21 protein-coding genes are annotated in these 19,100 nt (G+C 70.2%); 10 read left to right on the top strand and 11 right to left on the bottom strand.

The features are described 5' to 3' along the window. Nucleotides 1-82 precede the first annotated feature (82 nt). Complete coding sequence (locus ABD108_RS01720) at nt 83-1,243, top strand: pyridoxal phosphate-dependent aminotransferase (protein ID WP_343929067.1); 1,161 nt, start codon at nt 83-85, stop codon at nt 1,241-1,243. Between the two features lie 6 nt (nt 1,244-1,249). On the opposite strand, the gene ABD108_RS01715 is transcribed toward ABD108_RS01720, so the two are convergent. Continuing rightward, entirely contained in the window at nt 1,250-2,200 is a 951-nt protein-coding gene (locus ABD108_RS01715; RefSeq protein WP_343929066.1) for an alpha/beta hydrolase, read from the bottom strand. 97 nt (nt 2,201-2,297) lie between these two features. Here ABD108_RS01715 and ABD108_RS01710 point away from each other — a divergent pair, with 97 nt between their 5' ends. Next, on the top strand, nt 2,298-2,852 hold the full coding sequence (locus ABD108_RS01710) for a TetR/AcrR family transcriptional regulator (protein WP_220656089.1): 555 nt from the start codon (nt 2,298-2,300) through the stop codon (nt 2,850-2,852). Here ABD108_RS01710 and ABD108_RS01705 read toward each other — a convergent pair whose 3' ends face one another. The 4 genes from ABD108_RS01705 to ABD108_RS01690 all read right to left on the bottom strand — a co-directional run bounded on the left by ABD108_RS01705 (nt 2,853) and on the right by ABD108_RS01690 (nt 5,921). Beyond that, on the bottom strand, nt 2,853-3,374 hold the full coding sequence (locus tag ABD108_RS01705) for a hypothetical protein (RefSeq protein ID WP_343929065.1): 522 nt from the start codon (nt 3,372-3,374) through the stop codon (nt 2,853-2,855). Nucleotides 3,375-3,507: 133 nt separating this feature from the next. Then, the gene (map, locus tag ABD108_RS01700) at nt 3,508-4,275 is read right to left on the bottom strand and encodes a type I methionyl aminopeptidase (RefSeq protein WP_220656087.1); all 768 of its coding nucleotides are present in this window, start codon (nt 4,273-4,275) and stop codon (nt 3,508-3,510) included. A gap of 19 nt (nt 4,276-4,294) precedes the next feature. Next, on the bottom strand, nt 4,295-4,561 hold the full coding sequence (locus tag ABD108_RS01695; RefSeq protein WP_220656086.1) for a helix-turn-helix domain-containing protein: 267 nt from the start codon (nt 4,559-4,561) through the stop codon (nt 4,295-4,297). 28 nt (nt 4,562-4,589) lie between these two features. Then, nucleotides 4,590-5,921 carry an outer membrane protein assembly factor BamB family protein gene (locus ABD108_RS01690; RefSeq protein ID WP_343929064.1) on the bottom strand — a complete coding sequence of 444 codons (1,332 nt, stop codon included), beginning with the start codon at nt 5,919-5,921 and terminating at the stop codon, nt 4,590-4,592. Nucleotides 5,922-6,034: 113 nt separating this feature from the next. Between ABD108_RS01690 and ABD108_RS01685 the strand changes: the two genes are divergently transcribed. After that, nucleotides 6,035-6,790: an acyltransferase gene (locus ABD108_RS01685; RefSeq protein ID WP_305111829.1), complete on the top strand. Its 756-nt coding sequence runs from the start codon at nt 6,035-6,037 to the stop codon at nt 6,788-6,790. Here the strand turns inward: ABD108_RS01685 and ABD108_RS01680 are convergent. Genes ABD108_RS01680 through ABD108_RS01660 form a run of 5 tightly spaced genes read right to left on the bottom strand, consistent with a single transcriptional unit; the run spans nt 6,787 to nt 11,157 of the window. Next, nucleotides 6,787-7,311, bottom strand: a complete 525-nt coding sequence (locus ABD108_RS01680; RefSeq protein WP_343929063.1) for a GNAT family N-acetyltransferase — start codon at nt 7,309-7,311, stop codon at nt 6,787-6,789. The two genes, ABD108_RS01685 and ABD108_RS01680, sit on opposite strands and share 4 nt — an antisense overlap. Nucleotides 7,312-7,315: 4 nt before the next feature. Then, nucleotides 7,316-7,573 carry a hypothetical protein gene (locus tag ABD108_RS01675; protein WP_343929062.1) on the bottom strand — a complete coding sequence of 86 codons (258 nt, stop codon included), beginning with the start codon at nt 7,571-7,573 and terminating at the stop codon, nt 7,316-7,318. A gap of 10 nt (nt 7,574-7,583) precedes the next feature. Continuing rightward, the gene (locus ABD108_RS01670; RefSeq protein ID WP_220656081.1) at nt 7,584-8,891 is read right to left on the bottom strand and encodes a glycosyltransferase family 4 protein; all 1,308 of its coding nucleotides are present in this window, start codon (nt 8,889-8,891) and stop codon (nt 7,584-7,586) included. Beyond that, nucleotides 8,891-10,390: a 1,4-alpha-glucan branching protein domain-containing protein gene (locus ABD108_RS01665; RefSeq protein ID WP_343929683.1), complete on the bottom strand. Its 1,500-nt coding sequence runs from the start codon at nt 10,388-10,390 to the stop codon at nt 8,891-8,893. The genes ABD108_RS01670 and ABD108_RS01665 overlap by 1 nt, the downstream gene beginning before the upstream one ends. Before the next feature lie 20 nt (nt 10,391-10,410). Then, nucleotides 10,411-11,157, bottom strand: a complete 747-nt coding sequence (locus ABD108_RS01660; protein ID WP_305111827.1) for a class I SAM-dependent methyltransferase — start codon at nt 11,155-11,157, stop codon at nt 10,411-10,413. A gap of 207 nt (nt 11,158-11,364) precedes the next feature. Between ABD108_RS01660 and ABD108_RS01655 the strand changes: the two genes are divergently transcribed. The 3 genes from ABD108_RS01655 to ABD108_RS01645 all read left to right on the top strand — a co-directional run bounded on the left by ABD108_RS01655 (nt 11,365) and on the right by ABD108_RS01645 (nt 15,511). After that, nucleotides 11,365-12,150, top strand: a complete 786-nt coding sequence (locus ABD108_RS01655; RefSeq protein ID WP_220656079.1) for an electron transfer flavoprotein subunit beta/FixA family protein — start codon at nt 11,365-11,367, stop codon at nt 12,148-12,150. A 30-nt stretch (nt 12,151-12,180) separates the two neighbouring features. After that, entirely contained in the window at nt 12,181-13,134 is a 954-nt protein-coding gene (locus tag ABD108_RS01650; protein ID WP_305111826.1) for an electron transfer flavoprotein subunit alpha/FixB family protein, read from the top strand. Between the two features lie 202 nt (nt 13,135-13,336). Then, entirely contained in the window at nt 13,337-15,511 is a 2,175-nt protein-coding gene (locus tag ABD108_RS01645; protein ID WP_343929061.1) for a M13 family metallopeptidase, read from the top strand. Here the strand turns inward: ABD108_RS01645 and ABD108_RS01640 are convergent. Beyond that, the gene (locus ABD108_RS01640) at nt 15,498-15,944 is read right to left on the bottom strand and encodes a MarR family winged helix-turn-helix transcriptional regulator (protein ID WP_343929060.1); all 447 of its coding nucleotides are present in this window, start codon (nt 15,942-15,944) and stop codon (nt 15,498-15,500) included. The two genes, ABD108_RS01645 and ABD108_RS01640, sit on opposite strands and share 14 nt — an antisense overlap. A 105-nt stretch (nt 15,945-16,049) precedes the next feature. Between ABD108_RS01640 and ABD108_RS01635 the strand changes: the two genes are divergently transcribed. The 4 genes from ABD108_RS01635 to ABD108_RS01620 all read left to right on the top strand — a co-directional run bounded on the left by ABD108_RS01635 (nt 16,050) and on the right by ABD108_RS01620 (nt 19,057). After that, on the top strand, nt 16,050-16,415 hold the full coding sequence (locus ABD108_RS01635; protein WP_343929059.1) for a hypothetical protein: 366 nt from the start codon (nt 16,050-16,052) through the stop codon (nt 16,413-16,415). 54 nt (nt 16,416-16,469) lie between these two features. Continuing rightward, on the top strand, nt 16,470-17,288 hold the full coding sequence (locus ABD108_RS01630) for an NUDIX hydrolase (RefSeq protein WP_305111824.1): 819 nt from the start codon (nt 16,470-16,472) through the stop codon (nt 17,286-17,288). A 90-nt stretch (nt 17,289-17,378) separates the two neighbouring features. Continuing rightward, nucleotides 17,379-18,182: a GNAT family N-acetyltransferase gene (locus ABD108_RS01625; RefSeq protein ID WP_343929058.1), complete on the top strand. Its 804-nt coding sequence runs from the start codon at nt 17,379-17,381 to the stop codon at nt 18,180-18,182. A gap of 2 nt (nt 18,183-18,184) precedes the next feature. Then, on the top strand, nt 18,185-19,057 hold the full coding sequence (locus tag ABD108_RS01620) for a lysophospholipid acyltransferase family protein (protein WP_220656072.1): 873 nt from the start codon (nt 18,185-18,187) through the stop codon (nt 19,055-19,057). The last annotated feature ends 43 nt before the right edge of the window (nt 19,058-19,100 follow it).

Below are 19,100 nucleotides of genomic sequence, written 5' to 3'. Positions count from 1 at the left end.
GTGACGAGTGCCAATACGTGGGGACGCCCAGGTGAAGTGTGAGTGCCGGGCGGAGGTCCGAAGAACAGCCGGGGATGCCACGATGGACCGCATGCACGAGTCGCGCCGCTCCGATGTCGAGATGTTCCACGTCATGGACGTGCTGGCCGCAGCGGCACGGCGGCGGGAGACCCACGGCGATGTGATCTCGCTGGCGGCGGGACAGCCCAGTGCGGGCGCGCCGAAGCCGGTGCTCGCAGCCGCGCATGCCGCGCTCGACGCCGGATCGCTGGGCTACACCGAGTCGATGGGTATCGCGCCGCTGCGGGAGACCATCGCCGCGCACTACGGGCGCACCTACGGCGTGGACGTGGCGCCGGAGGCGGTGGCCGTGACCACCGGATCGTCGGGCGCCTTCACGCTGGTCTTCCTCGCGGCCTTCGACGCGGGCGACACCGTGGTGATGGCGCGGCCGGGCTACCCCGCCTACCGGAACACGTTGAAGGCCTTGGGCTGCACCGTGGTCGAGCTCGATTGCGGCGCGGATACGCGGTACCAGCCCACCGTCGCGATGCTGGAGGCCCTGCCCGAGCCGCCGAAGGGGCTCATCGTGGCCAGCCCCGCGAACCCGACCGGGACGATCCTGGCACCGTCGGAACTGGCCGATCTGGCGCGCTGGTGCGAGGCGCACGGCACCCTGCTCATCTCCGATGAGATCTACCACGGCATCAGCTACGGCCGGCCCACCTCGTGCGCGTGGGAAACCTCGCGCGAGCAGGTGGTGATGGGGTCGGTGTCGAAGTACTTCGCGATGACCGGGTGGCGGCTGGGCTGGATGCTGCTGCCCGAGTACCTGCGCCGGCCGGTCGAGCGGCTCACCGCGAACATGACCATCTGCCCGCCCGCGATCAGCCAGTACGCGGCGGTGGCGGCCTTCTCCGACGAGTCGCGAGCCGAACTCGACGCACATGTGGCCGGGTACGCGCGCAACCGGGAACTGGTGCTCGCCGGGCTCGCGGACCTCGGTGTCACCGAGCTCGCGCCCCCCGACGGTGCGTTCTACGCCTACGCCGACATCGGCCACCTCACGGACGATTCCCTCGCGTGGTGCGCGGCCGTGCTCGACGAGACGGGGGTGGCGATCACCCCGGGCCTGGATTTCGATACGGCCCGGGGTGATCGCACCATCCGGCTCAGCTTCGCCGGCGCGACCTCCGAGATCGAAGAGGCACTGCACCGGCTGCAGCCGGTGTTCCGGCGCTGAGCGCGATTACGCCGTGAGCGCGCGGCGCAGGGCGAGCACTGCGAGGTCGATGCCCGCCTGGGCGCCGTGGGTGGGACGGAGGTCGTTGAGCATCATGAAATCGTGGATGACGCCGCCCACGCGCACGGCGGTCACCTCGTTGCCGGCCTCACGGAGCTTGGCGGCGTAGGCCTCGCCACCGTCGCGCAGCACATCGGCCTCGGCGGTGATGACGGTGGCCGGCGGCAGGCCGGTGAGCTGCTCGATCGTCGCGTTCAGCGGTGAGGCGAAGATCTCGGCGCGCTGGGCCTCGTCGGTCGTGTACTGATCCCAGAACCACTGCATGGCATCCCGGCGCAGGAAGTAGCCCTCCGCGAACTCGTGGTACGACGCGGTCTCGAAGTTCGCGTCCACCACCGGGTACAGCAGCACCTGTGCGGCCAGCTTCACGTCACCGCGGGCCTTGGCCTGCAGGGCGAGCACGGCGGACATGTCGCCGCCCACCGAATCGCCGGCCACGGCGATCCGCGTGCCGTCGAGGTTCTTCTCGGCACCGGAGTTCACGACCCACTGCGCCACCGCGTAGTTCTGCTCGATCGCGATCGGGTACCGCGCCTCGGGGGAGAGGTCGTACTCCGGGAAGACCGCGGCCGCTCCGGTTCCCACGACGAGCTCGCGAACGAGGCGGTCGTGCGTGTGGGCGTTGCCGAACACCCAGCCGGCGCCGTGGATGAAGAAGATCACCGGCAGCACGCCGGTCGCGCCCTTCGGACGCACGATGCGGGTGCGCACCTCGCCGGTGGGGCCGCCGGACACGGTGATCCACTCCTCGTCGGCCTCGGGGAGGACGACGCCCTCACCGGACTGCACCTGGTCGACGGTTGCGCGGCCCTCGACGGGGCCCAGGTCGAACAGGTAGGGCGGGTTGGCCGTGGCCTCGGAGAAGGCGCGGGCGGCGGGCTCGAGGGTGACGCTCATGGTGGGTCCTCCTTGTCGGTGACGCTGAGAACGATCGTTCTCAGCGATGTCTGCTACTGTAGGGGAACGATCGTTCTCGCGCAAGGGGTGGATACGAATGGACGCGCAACTGCAGCGTGACGCCGTTCTGGAGGCGGCGGAGAAGCTGTTCTACGGCAAGGGAATACAGGCCGTGGGCATGGACGAGATCCGCACCGCCGCAGGCGTCTCCCTCAAGGCGATCTACAAGCTCTTCCCCTCGAAGGACGTGCTCGTGGCAGAGGTGCTCGCCATCCGCGATCGGCGGTGGACCGACGGCCTGCACAAGTACGTCGCCCGTGCGTCCGACTCCGAGGCGAAGGTGCTCGCCGTCTTCGACTGGCTCGATGAGATGTTCGCCGAGAACGACTTCCGCGGGTGCTCGTTCATCAACAGCTACGGCGAGCTCGGTGCCACGTCACCGACGGTGGCCCAGGCGGCGCAGCACAACAAGTCCTGCTACCAGGACGAGGTCAACGCATTGGTCGCCGATGCCGGACTGCCGCGCAGCGTCGCGGTGCAGATCGGCCTGCTCACCGAGGGTGCGCTGGCCACCGCCGCCATCCTCGGGCCCGACGGCGTGGCCGACGGTGCGCGGCAGGCCGCGAAGGTGTTGATCGACGCGCAGCGCTGACTATCCCAGCGTGTAGTCCTGGAAGTCGCCCTTCGATCCGACGGTGGCCACCGTGAACCGGGAGGCGCCGTTCGGGTCCCGCACCGGAGTGTGCAGCGTGACGCCGACGGTCCGCGTCTGGGTCCCGCCGCTCGCGCAGTCGGGCTCGCAGGTCTTCGTCGTGAGCGTGCCGGAACCGGTGGCGGTGTCGTTGGCCCAGCTGTCCCAGGTGATCCCCGAGACGACGGCGCCCGCGTCCGCGCAGGCGAGGACGAGTTCGCTCGGCCGCACGGCCGGGCTGCCGTCGCAGGCCTTGATCGACGTGGTCTGAGGCGCGGGGGCCGCGCCGCCCGTCGCGCCGCCCGCCGCGGTGGCGGTCACTGTGGCGGTGGCCGTCCCGGGCTTCGCCGTGCCCGTGCTCGCCTGGGTCGCCTGCGACGAGGTGGCGTTCGCCGGGGTGCTATCGCCGGCTGAGGAGTCCTTGTTCGAGCATCCGGCCACGATGAACAGTGCGGTGATCAAGCAGAGAATTCGTCGCGACATCGGCAGCCTCCTGATGGCTCGGATCGCGGCCCGGGCGGGACGCATTGCGAGCCACGGTATCGCGGGATTGCACACCCGCTGTGCCCTCAGCGGCCTTCCGTACCGTGTTGCGGCCATTGCGACAAAGCGGTGGCTAAGCCGGGGCGGTGAGGATGCGCGGACCGTCTTCGGTGATGGCCACGGTGTGCTCGCTGTGCGCCGCGCGGGAACCGTCGGCGGAACGCAGCGTCCAGCCGTCCGCATCGAATTTGATCTGATCGGTGGTGGCGCAGAACCAGGGCTCCAGCGCCAGGGTGGTGCCGGTCTGCAGCAGCATTCCCTTGCGCGGCTTGCCGACGTTCGGCACGTGCGGGTCCTCGTGCATGGTCCGCCCCAGGCCGTGCCCGCCGAACTGGGTGTTCACCGGGTAGCCGTACTTCTTGGCCACCTGCCCGATGGCGGCGGAGACGGTGCCGAGTCTGGTGCCCGGGCGCATCTCGTCGATCGCCGCGTCGAGCGCCACCCGGGTGGCCTCGATCAGCCGCGTGTCCTCCTCGCGGGCGGTGCCCACGCTCACGCTGCGGGCGGCATCGGCCACCCAGCCGTCGATCGACACGGCGATGTCCACGGTGAGCAGATCTCCGTCCTCGAAGACGTACTCGTGCGGAAGGCCGTGCAGGCAGGCGTCATTGACCGACAGGCAGGTGACGTTGCGGAACGGGCCGCTCCCGAACGACGGTGCGTAGTCCCAGTAGCAGGACTGTGCGCCGCGGTCGTCGATCATCTTCCGGGCCCGGTACTCCAGCTCCATGAGATTCATGCCGGGTTCGGCCATCGTGGTGAGCTGCTCCAGCAGTTCCGCGATGAATGCGCCCGTGGTGCGCATCTTCTCGATCTCGGCCGGGGTCTTGAGCTCCATCATGGTATTAAAATACCACGGGTTATCCGGTGCGGCCGAACCGCTCCGCGCCCACGTACTCCTCCGCCAGCGCGGCGAGCGGCTCGTCCAGCACTGCGGCGAGCGCGACCACGGTGCCGAAGGCGGGGGTGGCCATCCGGCCGGTCTCGATCTTGCGCAGCGTCTCCGGGGAGATCCCGGCAGCGCCGGCCACCTCGTCGAGCCGACGAGCACCACGCGCCTCCCGCAGCCGCGCCCCGAGGCGCCGACCTGCGGCGATCTGTTCGGGGGTGAGGGGCTGCCGGACCATGTGTCCAGCTTAACCTCCCGTGGGCGGATCAGTTCTTGGCGACGCTGTCGCCGGTGCGGCGACCGGAGGTGAAGGCGTACACCTCGCCCTGATTGCCGACCGTCACCAGCTCACCGTCGGGCCCGATCGAGACGCCGGAGCTGGACTTGACGCCGTCCGGCAGATCGAAGGTGCGCAGCGTGGTGCCGGTGTCGGTGCGGAACTCGACGAGCTTGGTCTGCACGCCCGCCCACGAGCGGGTTACCGCGTAGCCGATGCCGCCGCGGATCTGCGTGACCGGAGAGACCATCGCGACATCGGTGCGCTTGAACACCTCACGCACACCGTCGCCCTGGTCCTGGAGCGCCACGAAGGGGGTGCGCTGCAGGCCGGGGGCCGCGGGGATGATGGTGCCGTCGGGGGAGACCGAGGGTGGCACCGAGGTCTGATACCCCAGATCGTGCGTCCACTTGGTGGCACCGGTCTGCGCGTCCAGCGCGGCGAGCTTCTTCGAGCGCAGATTCACGTACAGGGTCTTGCGGTCCGCGGACAACGCGGGGGAGCCGATCACGCCGTCGGCGATGTCCTTGCGCTCCCAGGCGTAGCGCAGATCGTGCCGGGAGCCGCCGTCCTTGCCGTAATCGACGGCCATCACCTTCGACGGTGCGCCCGCGGGCGAGACCACGATGTAGGCGCGCTGGGCGGCGGTGTCCACGGCGGGCGGCCCGGAGACCGGGCAGCCGGGGCCACTCGTCGGGCAGTCGGCGAGCCCGCCGCCGTTGTCGTCGGCCGAGACCTTCGGGACCAGGCCGATCGAGGCGCCGGCGGCGACACCGTCGTGCGAGTTCACCAGCACCATCTGGCCGAGGTGGGTCACGGCCAGCACCGTGTTGTCGCCGGCCAGCTTGATCCACAGCGGGGTGCCCGCGGTGGGATAGCGCCAGCGCACCTGGTTGTCGGGGTTGAAGGTGTACAGCCAGCCGGGGACACCGAGGTAGGTGTACTCGAACTGATCGACCACCGGCGTCTGCAGATCGGCACCCGGGGCGTCACGCCGGCAGTAGGTCTTGCGGCCCACGGTCAGTTCCAGGCTGAACGTGGTGCACCCGGTCTCGGGCCGGGCGGTCACCGAGACCACGCCGCGGTTCGAGATGGCGGCCTGCGCGAGGTTCGGCCCGGCGAGCGGACGGTTCCACGCCGGGACCAGGCTCTCCGCGGCGGAGCGATCGGCGTAGGAGTTGTTCCGGGAATCGCCGTACATGCCCGGCCACGCGGCCGAATCGTCGGCGAAGACCCAGGTGTTGTCGGGTGCGCAGGACGCGAGGACCGCGGTGGCAGCCACCGTCGCGCCCAGCATCAGGGCGCGCCTACCCAACCGCATGTCTCTCCTTCTCGCCGGCGTTTCGCCGACCGTGGCACCGTCAATCGCCCCACAGACTATCGCGGTGGCCGTGCGGGACCGCCGGGACGCACCGCCCGATAGGCTTCCCCGTTATGACGAGCATGTGGAACGCCCCGTATCGGACGCGCTGGCGGCACGCGCGATCGGCCGACACGCAGGCACGGTTCCTGACCCTCGCCTCGCTGCGTTGGGTGCTGAAGAACAAGGCGTACACCCCCTGGTACCTGGTGCGCTACCTCCGCCTCGCGAAGTTCCGGATCGCGAACCCGCACATCATCCTCAAGGGCATGGTCTTCCTCGGCAAGAACGTGGAGATCCACGCCACGCCGGGCCTCGGCCGGATGGAGATCGGCCGCTGGGTGCACATCGGCGATTCCAACAAGATCCGTTGCCACGAGGGTTCGCTGCGGATCGGCGACAAGTCGGTGTTCGGCCGCGACAACGTGGTCAACTGCTACCTCGACATCGAATTCGGCCCCGCCTCACTGGTGGCCGACTGGTGCTACATCTGCGACTTCGACCACAAGATGGACGACATCCACATCCCGATCAAGGACCAGGGCATCATCAAGGGCCCGGTGCGGATCGGCGGCGACACCTGGGTGGGGACGAAGGTCACCGTCACCCGCAACACCCTGATCGGCCACGGCAGCGTGCTCGGCGCGCACGCCGTGGTGCGCGGGGAGATCCCGCCCTACTCGATCGCCGTCGGTTCGCCGGCCAAGGTGGTCAAGAACCGCAAGGAGATGTGGGACGCGAGCGTGGCCGAGCGAGCGGAGCTCGAGCGCGCCTTGGCCGATATCGAGCGCAAGAAGGCCGAGGCCCGCGGCCTGCCCCAGGGCGACTAGAGCTCGTAAAAGGGCTGCGCGTAGCGGAACTCGCCGGTGAGGTCGTGCGAGTACGCCGTGAGGGCGCGCGCCATGAACGCCTCGCCCGCCCACTCGGCCACATCCGGCCTGATACCCAGCCGCTCGGCGGGAACGAAGCCGAACCGCGGGTAGTAGTCCGCGTGCCCGAGCAGCACCACGAGGGCCTCGCCGAGCGCATCGGCGGCCCCGAGCGCGGCGTGCATGAGCGCCGAACCGGTGCCGCTCGCCTGGACGTCGGCGCGCACACCCAGGGGGCCGAGCGCCAGCACGGGACCCCCGTCGACGGTGCCGCGGGTGAGGCAGACGTGCCCGGTGACGGCGCCGTCGGCCTCCGCGACGAGTGAGAGTTCCGGGATCCAAGCGGTCGAATCCCGCAGTGCAGCGACCAGTCCCACCTCGACCGGCTCGGCGGAGCCGGCGGGAGCCATCGATGCGAAGGCGCTGCGGTGGACATCGCCGATCGCGCTGATATCGCCGGGCAGCTCCCGCCGGATCAGCACGCGATCACGCCTCGTCGACGATGGCCCGGATGCGCGGCGAGACCGGCGCGAAGACATCGAGCACACCGATGGCGCGCAACTGCGGAACCGCCTCGGACAGTGCCTGCTTCAGCTCGGCCGCCTCGGGCGCGTCGTCCGGGAGCTCGTCGAAGCGCTGCGCGTTCCGCACGAACGCGGCGACGGTGCCCTTGCGGAGCGCCATACCGCCGAAATCGGCAATGTTCTGATCATCAGGGAGAACGTCTTCCGGGCGAACACTCATGCCGCCCACGCTACACCGGGTTGGTGGGGTCCCGTTCCGGCAGCGGTCGCTCGTCGATCACGCGGCGGCCCAAGGGGTTCCGGGGCCGACGCTTCGCGGCGAGGTAGACCTGCGCGGTCTCGGAGGCGACCGCCTCCCAGGTGAGGGCCTCCACCTCGGTGCGTGCCGCTGCGGCCCAGCGATGCGCCGACAACGGATCGTCGAGCACTCCGCGGATGGCGGCGGTGAGACCGGCCACGTCGGCGGGGTCGACGGAGACGCCCGTCTCGCCCGGCCGGATGAAATCGGCCAGGCCGCCCGCGGTGGTGGCGATGATCGGAATGCCCGTCGCGGCGCCCTCCAGCGCGACGATGCCGAAGGGCTCGTACCGCGAGGGGATCACCAGCGCATCGGCCGAATGCAGCTGTGCGACCAGCTCATCGTGGTCGAGCGCGCCGGTGAACTGCACGGCCCGCATCACCTTCTGCTCACGCGCCACCTCGCGCAGCCACTCGGCCTGGGTACCGTCGCCCGCGATGGTGAGGGTGGTGCCGGGGTGCGTGCGCCGCACCCGCGCCAGCGCGGCGACCAGGTCCTGCACGCCCTTCTCGTACTCCAGCCGGCCCACGTACAGCAGCCGCGGCGGACCGGGCCGGGCGGCGATCGTGGCGCGGTCGCGGTACGGCCACAGCTCCACGTCGATGCCGTTGGCGATGGTGTGCAGCTGCGCGATCCCGGGGCCGAACAGGCGGTTCACCTCGTCGGACATCGACCGCGAGCAGGTGATCACGGCGTCGGCCTCGTTGGCGAGCCACCACTCCGTGGAGTGCACCTGACGGTTCACCGGCCCCGATACCCAGCCGCTGTGCCGGCCGGCCTCGGTGGCGTGGATGGTGGCGACCAGCGGCGCGTCGAAGGCCTCGGCGAGCCCGACCGCGGCGTGCGCGGCGAGCCAGTCGTGCGCGTGCACCACATCGGGCACCCAGGGACGCCCGACGGTGCCCGCGCCGTGCCCGGCGTCTTCGCCCGCAGTGGGATTGAACCCGGCCAGGCGCAGCCCGGCGCGCAGCATCGAGTGCCCCATCGAGAGCACCCACGGCATCATGTCGGTGCCGAACTCCAGCGCGAGCGGGTCCTCGGCGGCCATGATCACGCGGATCCCGTCGAGGCGCTGATCGGTGGTCGGGTTGCTGCGCGGGTCGGTGCCGGTGGGCTGGCGCGAGAGCACCACCACGTCGTGGCCCTGGTCGCGCAGTTGCAGCGCGAGGTGGTGCACGTGGCGGCCGAGGCCGCCGACCACCACGGGCGGGTACTCCCAGGAGACGAGCAGGACACGCATCAGAATCCTCCCAGCGGCGCCGGGAGGCGCCGGGCGTCGAGGCCGGGGAACGGATCGTCGGCCTGTCGCCAGCCCCGGGCCAGCGATTCGGCGCGCGCCTCGTCGCCGCGCTCGGCGGCCTCGGCGATCTCACGCAGGGCGTGCGCGTGCTTGTAGGCCCGATCACGGGCGTAACCGGCCGCGGTGTCCTTCGAGACCATGAAGGGCCAGTCGGACTGCAGGCACATCAGGGCCTCGGTGAGCACCTGGTCGCTGACTCGGTCGCGCTGGCGGCCGGCGCGCTTGTCCAGGACCCGCAGCGTGGTGGTGGTGATGTCCTCGTTGAGCTCGACGAACTCACGGACCTGCGGGCCCTCCCAGACCCGCCAGTCCTTACCGGAACCCCACGAGCTGGCGGCGATCTCACGGGGTTCGCCCACGTAGCCCGCCGCCATGGCCGAACGCAACGTGCCCACCCGCACGCCCGCCTCGGGCAGGGCCCGTAGGACGCGTTCCAGCCAGATCGGGCCCTCGTACCACCAGTGCCCGAACAGCTCGGTGTCGAAGGCGGCCACCACCAGCGCGTCGCGCCCGATGCGCCCGCTCTCGGTGCGCAGCCGGGCGACCACGGTGTCCACGAAATCGGCGACGTGCTTGTCGACCGCGGCGTCCGCGAGCTCCGGGTCGTACGGCGCCTTGTCCTTCTCCGCCACGTTCTTTCCGGTCACCCGGCTCGGCTTGAGACCCGTCGAGTGGTCGTGCGCGTAGAAGTCGCGGTAGGCGGCGTGACCGGGATAGCCGGACTTGGGCGACCACACGCGGTAGCTCACCGGCAGATCGCGCCCGAAGGCCAGCACCGTGGAATCGCCGACCGGACGGGCGAGAGCGGTATCGCCGCCCAGCGTGGGGCCGTCGACCATGAAGTGGGTGACGCCCGCAGCCTGGTATCCCCGTTCCATACCGGGCGCGTACGCGCATTCGGGCGCCCAGATGCCGCCGGGCTCCTGGCCCAGCCGCGACCGGCCGTACGCCAGGCCCTCGCGGAGCGAGAGCTCGCGCAGGCGCGGGTGCAGCAGGGGCTGGAACGGGTGCGCCAGGGGACCGCCGAGCAGTTCGACGGTGCCCGCCTCGGCCAGGCGGCGCAGCACCGGGGTGCCGCCGTGCCGCCACTGCGTCTCGAACAGCTCCAGCGCGTGCGCGGAGTTGCGGTGTTCGCGCGCACCGAGTTCCGCTGCTGCGGGCCGGCCCGAGAGCGCGGCCTCGTGCGAGCGCAACTGCCAGTCGCCGAGCCACTGGTGCATGGCGTGCAGGCAATAGGGATCGTCGAGCTGGGCGGCCAGGATCGGGGTGATGCCCAGGGTGAGCTGGTCGGTGCGTCCCTCCGCGGCGAGACGGTCGAGCACCTCGGCGACCCGCAGATAGGACGCCGCCCAGGACTGGTACAGCCATTCCTCGCCCACCGGCCACGCGCCGTGGTGCGCGAGCCAGGGCAGGTGCGAATGCAGGACGAAGGCGATCATCCCGGGTTCGCGGCTGCTGGTCACGGCGTGGGCTTCCGAGCGTAGAAGAACAGGTCGAGGCTGTCGGGGGCGTCGGCGCGCAGGTCGAAATCGGTGGCCGCCACCGCGGCCACATCGCGCGAGAGCTCCTCGGGCCAGGGCTCGCCCGCCAGCGACCGCTCGATCTGGGCGTCGATGAAGCTGCCGCCGTGGCGGCGGTCCAGTTCGGCCAGCCGCTCGCCGTGGTACACGCCGAGCTTCTCGGTGACCTCGAGGCCCGCGTCCTCCAGCAGCTCGACGAGCTCGGCGGAGTTCAGTTCCCGGGTGTGGAAGGGGTTGAGCGGGGTGTCGCGGCCGGGGGAGAAGGTGACCCGGTTCGGCGTGGAGATCGCGAGCTCGCCTCCGGGGCGCAGGATGCGGGTCACCTCGCGGAGGAACTGCGGCTGGTCCCAGAGGTGTTCGATCACCTGGAAGTTGACCACCGCGTCGACGGAGGCATCGTCCAACGGGAGCTCGGCGAGATTGCCGTGCAGCATCGTCACCTGCGGGTAGTTCGAGCGCACGTGCGCGACCGCCGACTCGTCGTAATCGAGTGCGGTGACCGTGGCGCCGGCGTCGGCGAGCATCGCGGCGCCATAGCCCTCGCCGCTCCCGGCCTCGAACACGGTGCGGTCCGCGTACCGGTCGGCGATCGCCAGGTACGCGATCTCGTGCCGGCGGAACCAGTAGTTCTCCTCGGGGATGCCGGGAACCGTCCGCTCGCCGGTCAAGGGCAGCGCGTCACACATTCTGTCGAGCCTAGTCTTCTTCGCCGGGTGGGCCAGCCCACATGGACAGTTACTGTCCGGTAACTTACTCTGGCGTTAAACAGTGCCGTGAGGCGGTGCTAAGTTCGAGTGGCTTAGCCTGCGGTGGGGCGAGGTTCTGATGCCCCGACGGCAGTGTGAGAATGTGCCCTACGAGTATCCGATGATCCAGGAGGTCGACGAAGACCAATGACGAACGTAGTCGTACTGATCAAGCAGGTCCCTGACACCTACTCCGAGCGCAAGCTCACCGACGGTGATTACACCCTCGATCGCGAGTCGGCCGACGCCGTCCTCGACGAGATCAACGAGCGCGCCGTTGAGCAGGCGCTCCAGATCAAGGAGGCCGACGGCGGCGAGGTGACCGTGCTCTCGCTCGGCCCCGCCAGCGCGACCGACGCGATCCGCAAGGCGCTGTCGATGGGTGCCGATAAGGCCGTTCACGTGCAGGACGACGCCGCGCACGGCTCGGACGCCATCCAGACCGCGTGGATCCTGGCCCGCGCGCTCGGCACCATCGAGGGCGTCGAGCTCGTCATCGCCGGCAACGAGGCCACCGACGGCCGCGTCGGCGCCGTGCCCGCGATCCTGGCCGAGTACCTCGGCCTGCCGCAGCTCACCCACCTGCGCAGCCTGACCGTCGACGGTCAGAGCCTCAAGGGTGAGCGCGAGACCGACGAGGGCGTCTTCGAGGTCGAGTCCTCGCTGCCCGCCATCGTCTCGGTGAACGAGAAGATCAACGAGCCCCGCTTCCCCTCCTTCAAGGGCATCATGGCCGCGAAGAAGAAGGAAGTGAACGTGCTCACCCTCGCCGAGATCGGCGTGGAGAACGACGAGGTGGGCGGCGCCAACGCCGGCAGCCAGGTTTCGGGTGTCACCCCGAAGCCGCCGAAGGCCGCGGGCGAGAAGGTCACCGACGAGGGCGACGGCGGAAGCAAGGTCGCGCAGTTCCTCATCGGCCAGAAGATCATCTAAGACCCCCTCACACTAAGGAGAGAATCCGATATGGCAGACGTACTCGTTCTCGTCGAGCAGGCTGAGGGCAAGATCAAGAAGGTCACGGCCGAGCTGCTGACCGCCGCCAAGGCGCTGGGTGAGCCCGCCGCCGTCGTCGTGGGCGCCCCCGGCACCACCGACGCGATCGCCGACCAGCTCAAGGCCGCCGGCGCCGCCAAGATCTACCGCGCGGAGTCGGCCGACGCCGACAACTACCTCGTGACCCCCAAGGTCGATGTGCTCGCCGCACTGGCCGAGAACGGCGCCGCTGCCGTGCTCACCGCCGCGACCTTCGAGGGCAAGGAGGTGTCGGGCCGCCTCGCCGCGCGCCTCGGCTCCGGCCTGCTGGTCGACGTCATCGAGGTCAAGCCCGCCGGTGCCGGCGTGCACTCGATCTTCGGTGGTGCCTTCACCGTCGAGGCTCAGGCCGGCGGCGACGTCCCGGTGTACTCGGTGCGCCCCGGCGCCATCGAGGCCGACGGCCAGGCCGGTGCCGGTGAGGTCGTCGACGCGGAGGTTCCGGCCCCCGCCGAGAACGCCGTGAAGATCACCGCCAAGCACCCCGTGACCGGCGGCAGCCGCCCGGAGCTCACCGAGGCCTCGATCGTGGTCTCCGGTGGCCGTGGTGTGGGCTCGGCCGACAAGTTCTCGGTCGTCGAGGAGCTCGCCGACGCGCTCGGTGCCGCCGTGGGCGCCTCGCGTGCCGCGGTCGACTCGGGCTACTACCCGGGCCAGTTCCAGGTCGGCCAGACCGGCAAGACCGTGTCGCCGCAGCTGTACATCGCCCTGGGCATCTCGGGCGCCATCCAGCACCGCGCCGGCATGCAGACCTCGAAGACCATCGTGGCCGTCAACAAGGACGAAGAGGCCCCGATCTTCGAGATCGCCGACTACGGCATCGTGGGCGACCTGTTCGACGTCGCCCCGCAGCTCACCGAGGCCGTCAAGGCTCACAAGGGCTGACACCCGCTGCACGTCGACGAGCCCCGTCCGGTACGCCGGACGGGGCTCGTTCGTGCCGTGCCCCCACCGATCGGCCGGGGTATTGCATCCGATCGGGTCCGAGTCGTCGCTCCCCGACGGATGCGGCTGCACGCCGCGGGCAACCAGGATTGATCGCATCACCGACATCGGTTCGGTGGGCGACTTCCGATTGGGGCTGACGATGCACGCAGAGGACTCCGACCTACACGGCACTCCCGGTGGACCGGACCGCCGGGACCGGCGCGGCGTGGACCGTCGCCGCTTCCTCCTCGGCCTGGGCGTCGTGGCGGGCGCCGGCGCGCTCGCCGCATGTGGGGCCTCGGGAACGTCCGGCGGACCGTCGACCGTGCGGAAGCCGTACAGCGCGCTGACCGGGCCGGACATGTCGGGATCCGCGCCGGGCGTGCGCGCGCAGGACGATCTCTTCCGCCACGTCAACGGCGGGTGGTACGACCGCTATCAGCTTCCCGCGGACAAGGTTTCGACCGGCGCCATGGAGGAGTTGGGGGACAAGGTCGAGCAGCAGCTCAAGGAGATCATCGAGTCGATCCGCGACCCCAAATCGGGCAGCGAGGAGGCGAAGATCCGCGACGTCTACCGCGCGTTCATGGACGTCGGCGCGATCGACTCGGCGGGGATCGAGCCGATCCGGCCGATGCTCGCGGCGATCGACTCCGCCGCCGACAAGACGGCGCTGTTCGATGTCGTCGGAGCGCAACAGCGGACCGACGGCGGATGGGGTGTGGTCACGCTCATGATCGGGCCGGACTCGAAGAACTCGTCACGGAACATCGTCACAGTGGCTCCCGGTGGGGGCGGGCTGGAAAAGGTGCAGTACACCGATCCGAACAGTCAGAAGGTCCGCGACGACTACCGCGCCTACCTCCGCAAGATCGCCGAGTTGGCGGGGCTGCCCGATCCCGAGGGCGCGGCCAACCGCGTGTTCGCCTTCGAGACCAGGATGGCCGCCGCGCTCTGGGACAACGAGAAGTACCGCGACGTGGACGCCACGTACAACGTGTACCAGTGGCCGCAGCTCACCGACCTGGCACCGGGCTTCGACTGGGCCCGCTGGCGTGATCTCCAGGGCGTCAAACCGGAGGCGTCGAAGGATCTCGTGGTGATGCAGCCCAGCTATCTCACCGCGGCGGCCCAGGCCTGGGCGGAGACGGATATCGCGACGCTCAAGGACTGTGCGCGGATCGGCATCGTCGGCTCGTACAGCCTGGTCCTGCCGCAGACCTTCGGCGATGCCCGGTTCGAGTTCACCAAAACCCTCCAGGGCACCGAGAAGCAGCCGGATCGGTGGAAGACCGCCGTGTCCATGGTCGATCAGATGGTCGGCGACGCGCTCGGCAAGCAGTACGTGAAGAAGCACTTCTCCGCCGATGCCAAGCGGCAGGTGGAGAAGCTGGTCGAGAATCTCAAGGCCGCGTATCGGGCGAGCCTCGAACGATCGACGTGGATGACACCGCCCACCCGCAGCGCGGCGATCGCCAAGCTGGACCAGATCACCACCAAGCTCGGTTACCCGGACAAGTGGGAGGACTACTCCGCGCTCCAGACCGATGGGAAGTCGGCGGCGGCCAACCTCCGGGCCGGAAGGAACTTCTACACCGCGCAGGATCTGGACTCCCTGACCAAGCCCGTCGACCGCTCCAAATGGGGCATGCTGCCGCAGACCGTGAACGCCTCGTACAACCCCACGAACAATGAGATCTGTTTTCCCGCAGCGATTCTGCAGGTGCCCTTCTTCTCTGCCGACAATCAGGCGGCCGTCAACTACGGCGCCATCGGCGCGATCATCGGTCACGAGATCGGCCACGCCTTCGACGACCAGGGATCGAAGTACGACGGGCAGGGCAACGTGAAGGACTGGTGGGCCCCCGCCGATCGCGCCGAATTCGATAAGCGCACCCAGGCCTTGATCGCCCAGTACAGCCAGCTGGTGCCGATCGGGCTCAGTCCGGAGAACAAGGTCAACGGCGCGATGACCGTCGGCGAGAACCTGTCCGATCTCGGTGGTCTGTCGATCGCCATCGACGCCTTCCGGATCGCGGTGCGCAATCGCGATGAGGGAACGGAGTTCGCGGACGCCACCAGCACCGCACCGTCGTCGGGCGCACCGTCGCCGGAGCCCTCCCTGGCTCCCTTGTTCCTCAGCTACGCCCGGTCCTGGCAGGGTAAGACCCGGCCCGAGGCGGCCAAGGAGTCGCTCACCTCGGCCGTGCACTCACCGCCCGAGTTCCGGACCAACCAGGTGGTGAAGAACATCGACGCCTTCGCCGACACCTTCGGCGTCAAACCGGGCGACGGCGAGTGGCTGGACCCGAAGGACCGCGTCAAGCTCTGGTAGATGCGGAATCGGTTGCGGCGCGGGCGAGGAGACTGCGCAGTGCCGCGGCCTCGTCGACGGACAACCGGGTACTGAGGTAGTCGTCCTCGGCGGTACGGATCGCGAGCCGCACGCGGCGCTGGACGTCTTCGCCCGCTGCGGTGAGTGTGACGATCCGTCGGCGCGCATCGGCGGACTGCTCCCTGGCGACCAGGGTGCGGGCCTCTAAATCGCCGAGGTGCTTGCCGAGTCGGGTGGTGTCGCGGCCGGTCCGTCGCGACAGTTCCACCTGCGATACCGCGCCCCCGCGGGCGAGGGTGGTGAGGATCGCGTACTCCCACATCGATACCCCCGCCTCCCGCAGGATCGGCTCCTCGATGGCCATCAGCCGTCGGCCGAATAGCCCGGTGGACTCCGCGAGGTCCGGCTCGGGCGCGGTCTCCTCGGCTGCCATGGATCCTCCAGTTCGTCTACCGTGGTGCATTAAAATGCTCTACCGTGGTGCATGATGGTGTGCGGAACGCCGCACCGTCGGAACTCGAACCTACGGGGGTGTGCCATGGAATCGTCGGAACTGCAGCGTGCAGCGCAGGAATTCGCGGCGGTGGTATCGGAGGCGACCGATGCGGACCTCGCTGTTCGGGTGGGGGATCGCACGATCGGGGAGCTGCTTGAGCGCCTGTCCGACCGATCGGAGGCGCTCGCCGCGGAACTCGGTGCCCACGTGCCGCCGTCGGGTTGTGCCGTCGCGCCAGACCACTTCTACGGCGGCGGCCACGAGCGTCGATACCGGAGGGCAGCGCGACTGCTCGAGTCCGCGGCTGCGCACGCGGACGCCGAGGGCGGAGAGAAGATCGCAGAGCTCGCCCGGGAGACGGCGTGCACCGCGGCCGCGGTGGCGAGCGCGCTCGGACTGGGGGACTGACGCGGGACCGGGCGAACCGGACACCGGCGGAAGAGGTTCGGATACGGTGACCGGATGGTCTCGAACATCGAATCACCCACGGCCCCGCCGCAGCCCAAGGATGCCGCCACCGTCGTCCTGGTCCGCGACGGCGCGGACGGGATCGAGGTCTTCCTGCAGCGCCGGGTGCAGCAGATGGCCTTCGCGGGCGGGATGACGGTGTTCCCCGGCGGCGGTGTCGACGCCCGCGACGGCGACGCCGATATCGCATGGGAAGGACCCGATGCCGGGTGGTGGGCCGAGCGCTTCGGTGCCACGGAGCGCGAGGCACGCCAGCTCGTGTGCGCCGCGGTGCGGGAGACCTTCGAGGAGTGCGGCGTCCTCCTCGCCTCGAAGGCCGACGGCGGCGCACTCGACGTGCAGGCCCTCACCCCGGCCCGCGCCGCGCTGGAGGCCCGCGACCTCGGCCTCGCCGAGTTCCTGCGCGCCGAAGGGCTCGTGCTGCGCGCCGACCTGCTGCGGCCGCTCGCGCACTGGATCACCCCGGAGAATGAGAAGCGCCGCTACGACACCCGCTTCTTCCTCGCCGCGCTGCCGGACGGACAGCGGGCCGACGACCGCACCAGCGAGGTCGACGAGGCGTTCTGGCGCACCGCATCCGGGGCGCTGGCGGACTGGTCCGCGGGCGAGTGTTTCCTGCTGCCGCCCACGTGGTCGCAGTTGCGGGCGGTGGCGGCCGCCGCCACCGTGGACGAGCTGCTCGCCGCCGAACGCGTCATCGAGCCGATCCAGCCCGATCTGCCGGCCGGCGGTGGAATCGAGTCGCTGACCTTCGGCGACGCCGCCGAGTACTTCGCCTCCATGCCGTCGAACGTGCCTCGCCCCAATCTGTAGCCCGTTATTCATCCTCGTTCCTAAAGGGTTCACCAACGCGCTCAGGCGGGGTTCACCGGCGAGTCGCCTGACGGGCGGACCGTGAGCCCCATGAGTACACCGGGAACACTGGTCACAGGCCGCCACCCCGCAATCGAGACACTCATCCACGGCGACGAGTACGAGGTCGTCCTCACCACGCGGGCCGAGGACATCGACACCGTCCAGCGCCTGCGCTACGAGGTCTTCGGCACCGAACCCGGCTTCGAGGCATCGATGGCCGCCGTCACCGACGGTCGCGACGCCGACGAATTCGACGGCTACTGCGACCATCTGGTGATCCGGCACAAGCCCAGCGACCGCATCGTCGGCTGCTACCGGATCCTGCCGCCGCCCGGCGCCATCGCCGCCGGCGGGCTGTACCTGGCCACCGAGTTCGAGCTCGGCGAGCTCGACCACCTGCGCCCGCACATGCTCGAGATGGGTCGCGCCTGCGTGCACGCCGACCACCGCACCGGCGGCGTCCTGTGCCTGATGTGGGCGGGCCTGCTGGCCTACAGCGATCTGCGCGGCATCCGTTACGCGGTGGGCGCCGTCAGCGTGCCGATGCAGTACGAGGGCCACGACCGCGGCGCGACGGTGCGCGCGGTGCGCGAACTCGTCGACGCCAAGCACCGCGCCCCCTGGACGGTGAGCCCGCGCACCCCGGTGGAGGAGATCACCGCCGAGCCCGCCTCGCGGCGCACCTTCCCGCCGCTGGTCACCGGCTACCTGCGGATGAACGCGCAGATCCTCGGCGCCCCGAGTTTCGATCCGGTCTTCGATGTGGCCGACTTCCCGATGATCATCGACCGCACCAAGTTCAACGTGCGGTACCTGGAGCGGTTGCAGCAGGCCGCGGGGGCGGTGGACTGACGATGATCCCCGTCGGCACGCTGCCGCGGCACGACTGGCAGCAGCAGTCCGCGTGCGACGCGGTGTGTTCGGTGGACGAGCCGCAGACCACCGCGCGCTGGCTGCGGATCGTCCGGTGGACCGCGTTCGTCGTGGTGGCGCTGAGCGGAATCCTGGCACTGGCGCTGGTGTATCCGTTCGGGGCCCGCGCTCGCCGCGTGGTGATCCGGGGCGGCGCCCGCTCGCTGCTGTTCGCGCTCGGCGTCCGCGTGGAGCCGGTCGGGAACGTGCCGCTGCGCGCCCTGGTGGTGGCCAACCACCAGTCGCTGCTCGACATCGTGGCCATCGCCTCGATCGCTCCGGCCGCCTTCGTGGCCAAGGCCGACATCTTCGACGCCCGCGCCGTTGCCCTCCTGATGCGCGCCTTCGGCGCCATCCCGCTGCGCCGGGAACGGCTGCACGAGCTGCCCGCCCGGGTGGACGACGTGGCCGAGCGGCTGCGCCGCGGCCACACCGTGGCCGTCTTCCCCGAGGGCACCACCTACTGCGGATTCCACCGCGGCGACTTCCGGCCGGCGTTCTTCCAGGCCGCGATCGACGCCCGGGTGGACGTGGTCCCCGTCTCGCTGCGCTACTCGATGCGGCTCCCGGGGCCGGTACGCGGCGCCCGGCAGAGTGCCGTGGCCGCCTACGTAGGGGCCGACACCGAGCTCGACACCCTGGCCCGCGTGGTCGGAGCCCGCGGCGTCGCCGTCCGCGTGCACGCCACGGAGACCATCGCCGCGCAGGAGTGGGCGCGCGCGGGCCGCAGGGCACTCGCCGCACGGGCGGAGGCCGCCGTCTTCGCGGACAGCGAGTTCCTCGCCGAACAGGTCGGGCTGCCGCTCGCCGCCTGACGGTCCGCGGATCGGCGGACGCCCCGGCCGGGCGTATCCTTGG

It is taken from the genome of Tsukamurella strandjordii (genome assembly GCF_039525985.1).
In the GTDB taxonomy this organism is placed as follows: Bacteria; Actinomycetota; Actinomycetes; order Mycobacteriales; family Mycobacteriaceae; genus Tsukamurella; species Tsukamurella strandjordii.
The sequence above is the reverse complement of the archived record's forward strand: the minus strand, read 5'-3'. Positions and strand labels throughout refer to the sequence as shown.

Coding starts and splice junctions, on each gene's coding strand:
- ABD108_RS01625 (WP_343929058.1), top strand. CDS start 17,379: ATGAGTACACCGGGAACACTGGTCACAGGCCGCCACCCCGCAATCGAG.
- ABD108_RS01640 (WP_343929060.1), bottom strand. CDS start 15,944: ATGGCAGCCGAGGAGACCGCGCCCGAGCCGGACCTCGCGGAGTCCACC.
- ABD108_RS01620 (WP_220656072.1), top strand. CDS start 18,185: ATGATCCCCGTCGGCACGCTGCCGCGGCACGACTGGCAGCAGCAGTCC.
- ABD108_RS01650 (WP_305111826.1), top strand. CDS start 12,181: ATGGCAGACGTACTCGTTCTCGTCGAGCAGGCTGAGGGCAAGATCAAG.
- ABD108_RS01660 (WP_305111827.1), bottom strand. CDS start 11,157: ATGTGTGACGCGCTGCCCTTGACCGGCGAGCGGACGGTTCCCGGCATC.
- ABD108_RS01685 (WP_305111829.1), top strand. CDS start 6,035: ATGACGAGCATGTGGAACGCCCCGTATCGGACGCGCTGGCGGCACGCG.
- ABD108_RS01715 (WP_343929066.1), bottom strand. CDS start 2,200: ATGAGCGTCACCCTCGAGCCCGCCGCCCGCGCCTTCTCCGAGGCCACG.
- ABD108_RS01720 (WP_343929067.1), top strand. CDS start 83: ATGGACCGCATGCACGAGTCGCGCCGCTCCGATGTCGAGATGTTCCAC.
- ABD108_RS01665 (WP_343929683.1), bottom strand. CDS start 10,390: ATGATCGCCTTCGTCCTGCATTCGCACCTGCCCTGGCTCGCGCACCAC.
- ABD108_RS01705 (WP_343929065.1), bottom strand. CDS start 3,374: ATGTCGCGACGAATTCTCTGCTTGATCACCGCACTGTTCATCGTGGCC.
- ABD108_RS01695 (WP_220656086.1), bottom strand. CDS start 4,561: ATGGTCCGGCAGCCCCTCACCCCCGAACAGATCGCCGCAGGTCGGCGC.
- ABD108_RS01690 (WP_343929064.1), bottom strand. CDS start 5,921: ATGCGGTTGGGTAGGCGCGCCCTGATGCTGGGCGCGACGGTGGCTGCC.
- ABD108_RS01670 (WP_220656081.1), bottom strand. CDS start 8,891: ATGCGTGTCCTGCTCGTCTCCTGGGAGTACCCGCCCGTGGTGGTCGGC.
- ABD108_RS01710 (WP_220656089.1), top strand. CDS start 2,298: ATGGACGCGCAACTGCAGCGTGACGCCGTTCTGGAGGCGGCGGAGAAG.
- ABD108_RS01630 (WP_305111824.1), top strand. CDS start 16,470: ATGGTCTCGAACATCGAATCACCCACGGCCCCGCCGCAGCCCAAGGAT.
- ABD108_RS01655 (WP_220656079.1), top strand. CDS start 11,365: ATGACGAACGTAGTCGTACTGATCAAGCAGGTCCCTGACACCTACTCC.
- ABD108_RS01645 (WP_343929061.1), top strand. CDS start 13,337: ATGCACGCAGAGGACTCCGACCTACACGGCACTCCCGGTGGACCGGAC.
- ABD108_RS01675 (WP_343929062.1), bottom strand. CDS start 7,573: ATGAGTGTTCGCCCGGAAGACGTTCTCCCTGATGATCAGAACATTGCC.
- map (WP_220656087.1), bottom strand. CDS start 4,275: ATGATGGAGCTCAAGACCCCGGCCGAGATCGAGAAGATGCGCACCACG.
- ABD108_RS01635 (WP_343929059.1), top strand. CDS start 16,050: ATGGAATCGTCGGAACTGCAGCGTGCAGCGCAGGAATTCGCGGCGGTG.